General features: G+C 30.5%; 12 protein-coding genes and 1 riboswitch. Of the genes, 11 read left to right on the top strand and 1 reads right to left on the bottom strand.

The window, feature by feature from the left end; translation table 11 throughout:
• Window positions 1-275: 275 nt before the first annotated feature.
• The 11 genes from proC (at window position 276) to thiE (ending at window position 10,575) form a co-directional block, all read left to right on the top strand.
• The gene (gene proC, locus HMPREF2782_RS08350) at window positions 276-1,043 is read left to right on the top strand and encodes a pyrroline-5-carboxylate reductase (protein ID WP_070642321.1); all 768 of its coding nucleotides are present in this window, start codon (window positions 276-278) and stop codon (window positions 1,041-1,043) included.
• 293 nt (window positions 1,044-1,336) lie between these two features.
• On the top strand, window positions 1,337-3,268 hold the full coding sequence (locus tag HMPREF2782_RS08345; protein WP_070642319.1) for an aconitate hydratase: 1,932 nt from the start codon (window positions 1,337-1,339) through the stop codon (window positions 3,266-3,268).
• Between the two features lie 2 nt (window positions 3,269-3,270).
• On the top strand, window positions 3,271-4,278 hold the full coding sequence (locus HMPREF2782_RS08340) for an isocitrate/isopropylmalate dehydrogenase family protein (protein ID WP_070642316.1): 1,008 nt from the start codon (window positions 3,271-3,273) through the stop codon (window positions 4,276-4,278).
• A complete protein-coding gene (locus tag HMPREF2782_RS08335; RefSeq protein ID WP_070642314.1) occupies window positions 4,271-5,611 on the top strand; it encodes a citrate synthase in 1,341 nt (446 codons plus the stop codon). Before HMPREF2782_RS08340 ends, HMPREF2782_RS08335 begins: the two co-directional genes overlap by 8 nt.
• A gap of 37 nt (window positions 5,612-5,648) precedes the next feature.
• A riboswitch (TPP riboswitch) is annotated at window positions 5,649-5,748 on the top strand.
• Between the two features lie 153 nt (window positions 5,749-5,901).
• A complete protein-coding gene (gene thiS / locus HMPREF2782_RS08330; protein WP_004812827.1) occupies window positions 5,902-6,099 on the top strand; it encodes a sulfur carrier protein ThiS in 198 nt (65 codons plus the stop codon).
• The gene (thiF, locus tag HMPREF2782_RS08325) at window positions 6,099-6,713 is read left to right on the top strand and encodes a sulfur carrier protein ThiS adenylyltransferase ThiF (RefSeq protein WP_070642311.1); all 615 of its coding nucleotides are present in this window, start codon (window positions 6,099-6,101) and stop codon (window positions 6,711-6,713) included. The genes thiS and thiF overlap by 1 nt, the downstream gene beginning before the upstream one ends.
• A complete protein-coding gene (locus HMPREF2782_RS08320; RefSeq protein ID WP_070642309.1) occupies window positions 6,703-7,467 on the top strand; it encodes a thiazole synthase in 765 nt (254 codons plus the stop codon). The genes thiF and HMPREF2782_RS08320 overlap by 11 nt, the downstream gene beginning before the upstream one ends.
• 1 nt (window position 7,468) lies before the next feature.
• Window positions 7,469-8,623 carry a 2-iminoacetate synthase ThiH gene (gene thiH, locus HMPREF2782_RS08315; RefSeq protein ID WP_186821671.1) on the top strand — a complete coding sequence of 385 codons (1,155 nt, stop codon included), beginning with the start codon at window positions 7,469-7,471 and terminating at the stop codon, window positions 8,621-8,623.
• Between the two features lie 8 nt (window positions 8,624-8,631).
• Window positions 8,632-9,171, top strand: a complete 540-nt coding sequence (gene thiW / locus HMPREF2782_RS08310) for an energy coupling factor transporter S component ThiW (protein ID WP_070642304.1) — start codon at window positions 8,632-8,634, stop codon at window positions 9,169-9,171.
• Entirely contained in the window at window positions 9,146-9,967 is an 822-nt protein-coding gene (gene thiM / locus HMPREF2782_RS08305) for a hydroxyethylthiazole kinase (RefSeq protein WP_070642300.1), read from the top strand. Before thiW ends, thiM begins: the two co-directional genes overlap by 26 nt.
• Window positions 9,964-10,575, top strand: a complete 612-nt coding sequence (gene thiE / locus HMPREF2782_RS08300; RefSeq protein ID WP_070642297.1) for a thiamine phosphate synthase — start codon at window positions 9,964-9,966, stop codon at window positions 10,573-10,575. Before thiM ends, thiE begins: the two co-directional genes overlap by 4 nt.
• Window positions 10,576-10,756: 181 nt before the next feature.
• On the opposite strand, the gene HMPREF2782_RS08295 is transcribed toward thiE, so the two are convergent.
• The gene (locus tag HMPREF2782_RS08295) at window positions 10,757-11,272 is read right to left on the bottom strand and encodes a hypothetical protein (protein ID WP_070642294.1); all 516 of its coding nucleotides are present in this window, start codon (window positions 11,270-11,272) and stop codon (window positions 10,757-10,759) included.
• Window positions 11,273-11,289 lie beyond the last annotated feature (17 nt).

Below are 11,289 nucleotides of genomic sequence, written 5' to 3'. Positions count from 1 at the left end.
ATGAACTTAGAATTTATTTATTTTGGGCTTATTTTCTTATTTAATTTTAGATAGAAATTAAAAAAACGAAAGAAACGCAAGTTTCTTTCTAAATTTTGCTCCCTGCAAGGGCCGGTTAAGGGGTTATAAAGATGGGGGTTCTTAGGGGGAAGGAAAAAGGGGACAATCGGAAGTCCCCTGTTCCTTCCGCCCTAAGTCTACGAAGAATAAAATTAATACATTAATAAACTTTAAGAAAAAACAAAAATAAATATATTTTTCTATAAGGAGGAAATATGAAAATTGGTATTATCGGCATTGGAAACATGGGTTCTGCTATTGCAAAAGGTCTTTTGGATCAAAATGAACTTTTTTTATCTAATAGGGGATCTAATTTGGAATTTTTTAAGGATAAAGAAGTTTCTATTATGGAAAACAGAAAAGTCGTGGAAAATTCTGATTATATAATTTTGGCTGTAAAACCGAATTATTATAAAGAAGTGATTGATGAAATAAAAGATTTGTTGGAAAATAAAGTATTTATTTCAATTGCTGCAGGCTTTAATCTTGAAAAACTTGAAAATTTATTGGGATCTGACAAAAAAATTGTCATGACCATGCCAAATACTCCTGCATCTGTTGGGGAAGGGATGTCAATTCTTTGTCCAAATTCAAATGTGAGTGATGATGAATTTTCAAATGCTTTAGAAATTTTTTCATCTTTTGGCAAGGCTATAAAAATTGATGAAAATCAATTTGATGCGGCAAGTGTCGTAAATGGTTGTCTGCCTGCTTTTGTGGATTTATTTATGGAAGGATTGTCTGATGGGGCGGCTTTGTGTGGACTAAAAAGAGATGTTTCCTACAAATTGATTGCCCAAACAATAATAGGATCAGCAAAATTAATGGAAGAGTCAGGAGAGCATCCAGGACTTTTAAAAGATAAGGTAACAAGCCCAAAAGGAACAACAATCGAAGGAGTGAAGGCCTTGGAAGAAAATAATTTTAGGGCAGGATTGATAAAGGCAGTTGAGGCTTCTTTTAATAAGGCTAAGAATATGTAGTTAAAATTCATGGGGATTTTTTAGAATAAAATTTCCCGTGAATTTTTTTATTAGCAAAAATAATCCAAGAGATCTCAAGGTAAAAGCAAGTATAAAAGAAAAATTAAACTTAGAGTTTTTTGCCACGCTTTAGATGTGTTAAATTTTTTATTGAATTAATTGCTAAAGCACGAATAAAAAATTTTTTTTATTTAACAAAATAAATCCTCACTTTAGGTGGGGATATTTTTTGGAAATTATTTTACTTCGGCGTATAATTATTACAATAATATATTAAAGTAAAGAGGTAAAAAATGAAAAAATCATTAGCTATAAAAATTTTAGAAAACCATCTTTTACAAGGAAAGATTAAAACTGGCGAGGAGATTTGTATTAAAATCGATCAAACTTTAACTCAAGATTCTACTGGAACTATGGCTTATTTGCAACTTGAGGCAATGGAAATTGAGGATGTAAAAACTGAAAATTCTCTTGCATACATTGATCATAATGTTCTCCAACAAGGATTTGAAAATGCTGACGACCATGAATTTATAAAATCTGCTGCAAATAAATTTGGTATAACTTTTTCAAAAGCTGGTTGTGGAATTTGCCACCAAGTTCAATTGGAACAATTTGGAAAAGTTGGCAATACTCTTTTAGGTTCTGATTCTCATACTCCAACGGGCGGTGCTTTGGCACAAATTGCAATTGGGGCAGGGGGACTTGATGTGGCTGTTGCTATGGCAAGAGGTTTTTATTTTATAAAAGTGCCAAAAATTTTTAATATAAAACTCAAAAATTCTTTGAAGGATTATGTAAATGCCAAGGATTTAATTTTATATATTTTGGGAAAATTGTCTGTCAAAGGCGGAACGGGATATATAATGGAATATTCTGGAGAGGGTGTAAAATCTTTGTCAGTAACCGACAGGGCGACAATTTGTAATATGGGAGCAGAACTTGGGGCGACGACTTCAATTTTTCCATCTGATGAAAATACTTTAAAATATTTAACAAGTCAAAATAGGAAAGAAGATTACAAAAAATTAGAGGCAGACGAAGATGCTTTTTATGATGAGGTTATGGAAATTGATTTAAGCGAAATTGAGCCTGCTGTGGCAAGACCTCATTTTCCTGACTGCTACCAAAAAATTTCCGAAATGGAGAAAATAAAAATCGACCAAGTTGCAATCGGATCTTGCACAAATTCATCTTATATGGATATGATGAAGGTTGCATCAATTCTTGATGGGAAAAAAGTTCATCCTGACGTGTCACTTGTAATTTCTCCAGGTTCTGCCACAATTTTGGAAAAATTATCAGAAAATGGAGCCCTTGCAAAAATGATTAAGGCGGGTGCTAGGATTTTGGAATCGGGTTGTGGACCTTGCATTGGCATGGGTCAAGCTCCAAAAGCTGGTGGAATTTCTCTAAGATCTTTTAATAGAAATTTTAAGGGAAGATCTGGCACAATTGATGCTAAAATTTATTTGGCAAGTCCAGAAACTTGTGCGATTTCTGCTCTTAATGGATTCATATCAAATCCAAAAGATGCTGAATTTAAAAAAGATTTTGACGAAAATATTATTTTTGACCACACTGATGCTTATTTTATAAAAAGGGAAGAAGATTTATCAAAAAGAATTAAAGAAACTGTAAAAGGGAAAAATATTAAACCATTTCCAAAGGCAAGTCCTGTTTCTGAAATAAATTCAAAAATAATTTATAAGGCGGGCGATGGAATTACGACTGATGATATTTGTCCATCAAACGCTAGGCTTTTGCCATTTAGGTCAAATATAGAATATTTATCAGAATTTGCCTTTACAACAAAAATCGACGATTTCAAAAAAAGAGCTGAGGAAAATTCAGGTGGGGTTATTGTTGCTGGTGTAAATTATGGTCAAGGATCATCAAGAGAGCACGCTGCTCTTATTCCTTTGTATTTAAATGTAAAAGCAGTTATTGCAAAATCTTTTGCAAGAATCCACAGGTCAAATTTGATTAACAATGCAATCTTGCCATTAGAATTTGAAAATGAAAGTGACTATGAAAAATTATCAGAATTTGATAATATTCAAATAAAAAATATAGAAAATTCTTTAGAAAGCGGGGAATTTATTTTAAAAGATTTGGATAAGGATATAGAAATAAAAGTTAGGGGAGAATTTTCAAAAAGAGAAATTGAAATATTAAAAATGGGTGGCTATTTAAATTATGCCAAAAATTTAGAATTGGAGTAATTATGAAAGTAACTTTGATAAAAGGAGATGGAATCGGTCCAGAAATTTGCGATTCTATGAAAAAAGTTTTAAAGGCTTTGGGATCAAAGGTTGAATTTGAAGAAGTGAATGCTGGAGCGAGCGTTTTTGAAAAGGAAAATACCTTTATTCCAGATGAAGTTTTTAAATCAATTGAAAAAAATAAAATTGCTATTAAAGGTCCAATCACAACCCCAATTGGACATGGTTTTAGGTCAATTAATGTTGAGCTTAGAAAAAAATACGATCTTTTTGCAAATATTAGGCCAATAAAATCAATCAAAAATATAAAAACAAAATATGAAAATGTCGATATGGTAATTTTTAGGGAAAATACTGAAGATTTGTATATGGGACTTGAAGAAAAAATTTCTGATGACGAATTTCATTCAATCAAGGTAATCACAAGAAAAAAATCTGAAAGAATTATAAGGGCAGCCTTTGAATATGCAAAAAAATTTAATAGGAAAAAAGTTACCATAGTTACCAAGGCAAATATAATGAAATTTACTGATGGTTTGTTTTTAAATGTTGGACGTGAAATTGCAAAATCTTATCCAAATATAGAATTTGAAGAGCTTTTGGTAGATAATACTGCCATGCAAATGGTTTTAAATCCAAATAAATTTGATGTGATAGTAACTGAAAATTTGTACGGAGATATTTTGTCAGATTTGGGAGCAGGTCTTGTCGGTGGACTTGGCTTAATTCCTGGAGTAAATAAGGGAGAGGATATTTCAATTTATGAATCAGTTCATGGTTCTGCTCCTGATATTGCTGGGAAAAATCTTGCAAACCCTATTGCCATGCTTTTAACATCAGCTCTTATGCTTGATGATATTGGGGAAGGAAATTTGTCCGAAAAATTAAGAAAGTCAATTGAAAAAACAATGGAAGATAAGAAAAACTATACAAAAGATTTGGGCGGAGAGGCAAGTTTGGAAAAAATCACCCAAGAAATAATCAAAAATTTGGGAGGAGAAAATGAATAAAGATAAACTTGTAGACCTTTCAAAAAAAATAAAAATAGAAAATACAATAGATAAAAATCTCTACGATAAATTTTCTATAAAAAGAGGACTTAGAAATAAAAATGGGACTGGAGTTTTGGTTGGAGTAACAAAAGTCGGCGATGTATGCGGTTATAAAATCGAAAATGGAGAAAAAATTCCAAGCCAAGGAGAGCTTTTTTATAGGGGTTATCCACTTACAAAAATGGTAGAAGATTTTAATAATACAAAAAGATTTGGCTTTGAAGAAATTATTTATCTTTTGCTTTTTAATAAATTGGCAAATAAAAACGACCTAGAAAGTTTCAAAAAAATTCTAGTAGAAGAAAGAAATTTGCCAAATAAATTTTTTGAAGATACAATCCTAAATCTTCCAGGCAATAATATCGTAAATATAATGATGAGGTCAGTGCTTGCCCTTTATTCTTATGATGAAATGGCTGATGATACAGATACTTTAAATGTTTTGTCCCAATCTCTGTCCTTGATTTCAAAAATGCCCATAATTGCAATTTATTCCTACCAAGTTAAAATTCACAATTTTGATGGAAAATCTTTGGTAATTCACAATCAAGATGAAAACAAATCAATTGCAGAAAATATACTTTCTATGCTTAGAATCGACCAAAAATATAAAAAAGAAGAAGCAGATATTTTGGATTTATTACTAATAATTCATGCAGAACACGGAGGAGGAAATAATTCTGCCTTTGCAACTCACGTGGTTTCATCATCAGGAACTGACACCTATTCAGCCATTGCCACAGGACTTGGTTCGCTCAAAGGTCCAAGACATGGGGGAGCAAATTTAAAAGTAAGTCAAATGCTTGAAAATATTAGGGAAAATTTAAAAAATATAGAAGATGAAAAAGAAATAGAAAAATATTTGAAAAAAATTTTGGACAAAAAGGCCTTTGATAAAAAAGGTTTAATTTATGGTTTGGGACATGCGGTTTATACAATCTCAGATCCAAGGGCAGTTTTATTAAAAGAGAAGGCAAGAGAGCTTTCAAAAATAAAAAATAGACAAAAAGATTTTGAATTTATAGAAAAAATCGAAAAAATTGGTGGAAGGCTTTTGATGGAAAAATTAAAAAAACCATATCCGATTTGTGCAAATGTAGATTTATATTCAGGATTTTGCTATGAAATGCTAGATATTCCAAAAGATTTATATATACCAATTTTTGCCATAGCAAGAACAGTTGGATGGGCTGCTCACAGACTTGAACAAATCGAAGATTCAAAAATAATAAGACCAGCCTACAAATCACTAAGCCAAATAAAAAATTACATATCTTTAAAAGATAGGTAAAAAATATTTTGCAAATAAAATAAATTTGTCCTATAATAAAAATAGCTAGGGGTGCTTTTAGCTGAGAGATGATTTTTCATCAACCCTTTAAACTTGATTAGGTTAAAACCTGCGTAAGAAAGCGACGATTTTTTAAAAGAAGTTTAAAGACCCTAGTTAGGGTCTTTTTTTTGATCCTAATAAAAAATTAATTTATAGTAGTTAGTCAAATAATCTATGTGCAAAACACAAATGGGGCATACCACCTCGGGTATGGTTTCTATTTGTGTTCTTTTTTTTAGGAGGTGAATATGGTTTTAATAAATGGCAAGGAAGTAAAAATAAAAAATGAAATTTCCTTGTATGAATTTTTAAAAGAAAATAAATTCGATCCTCACTTTGTGGCTGTCGAAGTCAACCAAGAGCTTGTAAAAAGAGAAAATTTCAAAAACTTTCTTGTAAAAGATGGCTATAAGGTGGAAGTTTTTTCATTTGTTGGAGGGGGTTGATGGATTTAAGAGATAAAATTTTAAAAAGACAAAATAAAAATGACAATGAAATATTTGAAAAAGCAAAAGTTTCGATTTTGGGTTGTGGGGGACTTGGTTCAAATGTTGCAATGATTTTGGCAAGAGCGGGCATTGGAGAAATTTTCTTGTATGATTTTGATAAGGTTGAATATTCGAATTTAAACAGGCAAAATTATAAAATTTCTGATATTGGCAAAGAAAAAGTCCTTGCAACAAAAAAAATAATCGAAGAAACTATTCCCTTTACAAAAATTCATGCAAAAAATATGCATTTGGATGAAAAAAATATGGATGAAATTATTGAAAAAACTGATTATTTTATTGAAGCTTTTGACAAGAAAGAGTCCAAGGTCATGACTTTTGATTATTTTTCAAAAAAAGAAAATAAATTTCTTTTTACCGCATCGGGCATGGCAGGACTTGGAGATTTTTCAGATATTAAGGTAAAAAAAATAAATAATATCACTATGGTTGGTGATTTTAAATCAGACGCAAAAAAAGATGGGCTTTATCTTGCCTATGTATCAATTATGGCAAGCCTTGAGGCACTTGAGTGTTTGAAAAAAATAAGGAAGGATTATTATGGAAGATAAATTTATACTAGGTGGCAAGGAATTTAATTCAAGATTTATTCTTGGTAGTGGGAAATATTCTGTAGATTTGATTGATGCTGCTGTAAAAAACGCAGAATGTGAAATGATTACAGTTGCTCTAAGGCGAGCTAATACAAAAGATGTGGCAAATATTTTAAATTATATACCAAAACACGTTACAATTATTCCAAATACATCTGGAGCAAGAAACGCTGATGAGGCAATTAGAATTGCAAGACTTGCAAGAGAGATGGGATGTGGAAATTTTGTAAAAATTGAAATTATGAGAGATACAAAATATCTTTTGCCAGATAACGAAGAGACTTTGAAGGCTACAAAAGTTTTGGCTGATGAAGGATTTGTTGTTCTTCCTTATATGTATCCAGATTTAAATTATGCAAGAGATTTAAAAGATGCGGGAGCCGCTGCTATAATGCCACTTGCTGCTCCAATTGGATCTAACAAGGGCCTTGTTACAAAAGAATTTATAAAAATAATTATTGATGAAGTTGATCTTCCAGTAATTGTTGATGCAGGAATTGGTCTTCCAAGTCAAGCCGCAGAGGCGATGGAAATGGGAACTTGTGCAATTATGGCAAATACAGGAATTGCTAGCGCATCTGATATTACAATGATGGCAAAAGCTTTTAAACTTGGGATTGAAGCAGGCCGCCTTGCTTATCTTTCAAAACCAGGTAGAGTTTTAGAATCTGGAGCTGATCCATCATCTCCACTAAGAGATTTTTTTGATTAAAATGAATATTAAAAAAGTTACAGATTATTTTCCAGAAATGGATATAATCAATTCTCATATAAAAACCGAAGTTTTAGATAATTACGAAAAAATAAAAAATAAAAATGTAAGTGATTCTGATATTCTAAGAAGTTTAGAAAAAGATAGACTTGATGAAGAAGATTTTTACAATCTTTTATCCGACAAAGCTTTAAATCATTTGGAAAAAATGGGAGAGCTTGCAAAAGATAAGAGGGTAAGATATTTTGGAAATAATGTTTGTCTTTTTTCTCCGATTTATATAGCAAATTATTGTGAAAATTCTTGTAGGTATTGTGGTTTTAGGGCAAAATCTGATATAAAAAGGGCAAAATTAAATTTTGAAGAAATTGAAGAAGAAATGAAGGCTCTTTCAGATACGGGAATCGAAGAAGTTTTGATTTTAACAGGGGAAAGTCAAAAATTTTCATCAGTAGACTATATAGCAAAAGCTTGTGAAATTGCCAAAAAATATTTCAAAACAATAGGAATTGAAGTTTATCCTGCAAATGTAGATGATTATAAAAAATTAAAAAAGGCAGGGGCAGATTTTGTTACAGTTTTTCAAGAATCTTACAATCCAAAAACTTATGATTTTTACCATCCTTATGGTCACAAAAGATCTTGGGTTTATAGAATCGATACTCAAGAAAGAGCAATGATGGCAGGATTTAGGGGAGTAGGTTTTGGTACACTTTTTGGCCTAAATGATCCAATTGAAGAAGCATTTAAATTAGGTCTTCACGCTCAAAAAATTCAAAAAAAATATCCTCACGCAGAAATTGCAATTTCTCTTCCAAGAATAAGACCAACTCACGGGGCAGATGAGCTTAAATTTTTTGAAGTAAATGATAAGAAATTTTTCCAAATTATGCTTGCTCTTAGAATATTTTTGCCATTTGCATCAATAACTCTTTCAACAAGAGAAGATCGTGATTTTAGAAATTTGGCAGTAAAATATGCAGCAACAAAAATTTCTGCATCAGTTGATACGTCAATCGGTCATAGATCAAAAAATTCTCAAGATACGGGAGATGAGCAATTTGAAATTGCCGATAATAGGTCTTGTGACGATGCAATTAAAGATTTAAAAGCAATTGGCATGACTCCAGTTTTTACTGATTATATAAATGTTTAGGAGAGATTATGAAAAAAAATAATTCTTTGCTTATTATGCTAACTCTTTGTATGTTTGTGACAATTGGAGTTGTTATTTCTCCAATTTTAAGATTTGAAGGTTTTGCTCCAACGGCTCATTTTGTAAATATTGTTTGCTCAGTTTTTTTGGGCCCTTGGTATTCGCTTTTAAATGGATTAATAACTGCATTTTTGAGAATGAGTTTTCTAGGAATTCCTCCTCTTGCCATAACTGGACAAATTTTTGGGGCTATGCTTTCAGGAATTTTTTATAGAAAATCGAAAGGAAATTTATTGGCAGCTGTAGTTGGAGAAATAATTGGAACAGGAATAATTGGAGCTATTGTTTCTTATCCAGTTATGAAATTATTTTATGGAACAGGCGATATAACTTGGTATTTTTACCTGCCTTCTTTTACAATTGCAACAATTATTGGAGGAAGTGTAGCTTATATTTTCTTAAAAACTTTGCAAAAATCTAAAGTTTTATATTCCATACAAAAAAAGCTTGGAGTAAATGTCTATGAAAAATCTAAAAAAAATTCTTGAAAATAGAAAACTTGTTAGGGAAAAAATTCCATTAATTCACGCAATTACAAATCCAATTGCCATAAATATGGTGGCAAATGCGATTTTATTTCAAGGAGCCAAGGCAATTTGCGCCGAATGTGAAGATGAAATGGAAGAAATTGTAAAAATTTCTGATTCTCTTTCTATAAATCTTGGAAATATTACAAATTCGAGATTAAAAGCAATGGAAATAGCGACAAAGTTTGCAAATGAGAAAAATATTCCCGTAATAATGGATGTGGTTGGAGTTGGTGCAAGCAAAATTAGGCTTGATTTTGCAAAAAATTTACTAGAAAAATATAAATTTGAAGTCATTAAAGGAAATTCATCAGAAATTCTTTCTCTTTGTGGAGAAAAATCTCATGCCAAAGGAATAGATGCAGGAGATGAGGATAAGATTTCTTGTGAAAATATAAAATATTTTACGGAAATTTCTCAAAAGCTTTCAAAAAAATACAAAACGACAGTTTTGATTACAGGAAAAACTGATATTTTATTAAAAGATGATAAGTATTTTTTGTTTGAAAATGGTTGTGAAAATCTTTCAAAAATTACAGCCACAGGTTGTATGCTGACAGGCTTAATTTCTACATTTTTATCAGTTTCAAATCCAATCGATGCGTCAATTTTAGCTCTTCTTATTTTGGAAATATCTGGAGAAATTTCTGATACAAAAAAGCCCTATAGTTTTTTTGTAAATTTGATGGATAATATATCAGAAATCAGCGATGAAGAAATTATAAAAAGAGCAAAAATAAGGGAGGGAAATTTGTGAAAAAATTATATTTGGTAACAAATTCAGATAAATACAGCGAAGAAGAATTTTTAGAAAGAATTGAAGATGCCATAAAAGGCGGAGTAGATATTGTTCAATTGAGAGAAAAAGAAAAATCTGATATTGAAATTTTAAATTTAGGGAAAAAAGTAAAAAAAATTTGTGACAAATACGATATTCCTTTGTTAATTGATGATAAGGTTCATCTTGCTTGGGCTCTTGGCTGTGGCGTTCATGTTGGAAAAGATGATATGCCAATTGCACTTTGTAGAAAACTTTTGGGAGAAAAAGCAATAATAGGAGCAACTGCAAAATCAGTAGAAGATTCCAAAAAAGCAAAAAAAGATGGAGCAAATTATTTGGGAGTTGGAGCGATTTTTGAAACCAAAACTCACGTAAAAACCAAAAGAACATCAATAGAAACTTTGAAAAAAATAAAAGAAGAAGTGGACATAGATATTTATGCAATCGGTGGTTTAGATATTGAAAATGTAGAAATATTAAAAAATACAAAAGTTGATGGAATTTGCGTGGTAAGAGCAATAATGGATGCAAAAGACGTCTACCAAACAAGCCTTGAATTAAAAGAAAAAATTCAAGAGTTATAAAGTAAAAGTAATTTTAATTATAAAAAAATTTATAATTAAAAAATCCGTCAATACCCATTTAACCTTGCGGAGAGATCTCAAAGAAAGAGTAAAATTTAAAAATAAGTTTAACCTAAGAGATCTCTCTATTAAATATATATAAGTTTTAATTTTAACCTTGAGACTTTTAAAATATAAAATCTTACTTTTTATTTACAAAATCAAGCAAAATATTATCTATAGATTCAACTTCTATATAGTTAATTTCTCTAATGTCAATTTCAAATTCATCGTAAATTTGTCCGGAATTTATATCTACTGCGTCAACTATTGCAAAATCGTCTTCTATATTTTTTACATAGCCACAAATTTGGTCGAAATAATCTAAGGATTTGCCCAAATTTATTATTTTTTTATTTTCCTTGGCGTATTTTACTATATCAAAAAAATCTGGAATATTTTTAAAAATTTCGCCTATATTTTCGTCTGTCTTTCCTTCTTTAGTTGATTTCCAATATTCATTATAAATTTTTAATTTTTTCAAAAAATCAGAATTTTCATTTATTTTTACTAAATCTTTTGAAATCAAAGTGTAACCGTCAAATCTTCCTTGATCGTCTAGGTTTTTTATCAAATAATTTTTTTCATTTTCATCTAGCAAAAATCCGTATGCAAATGATGAGCCATTATTTAAAATTTCTATTAATTTATTTTCCATAATTACCTCTTTTCATT

The sequence above is a fragment of the Anaerococcus sp. HMSC068A02 genome (assembly GCF_001811125.1).
Classification (GTDB): domain Bacteria; phylum Bacillota; class Clostridia; order Tissierellales; family Peptoniphilaceae; genus Anaerococcus; species Anaerococcus vaginalis_C.
This window is presented reverse-complemented; position numbering and strand designations above follow the sequence as displayed.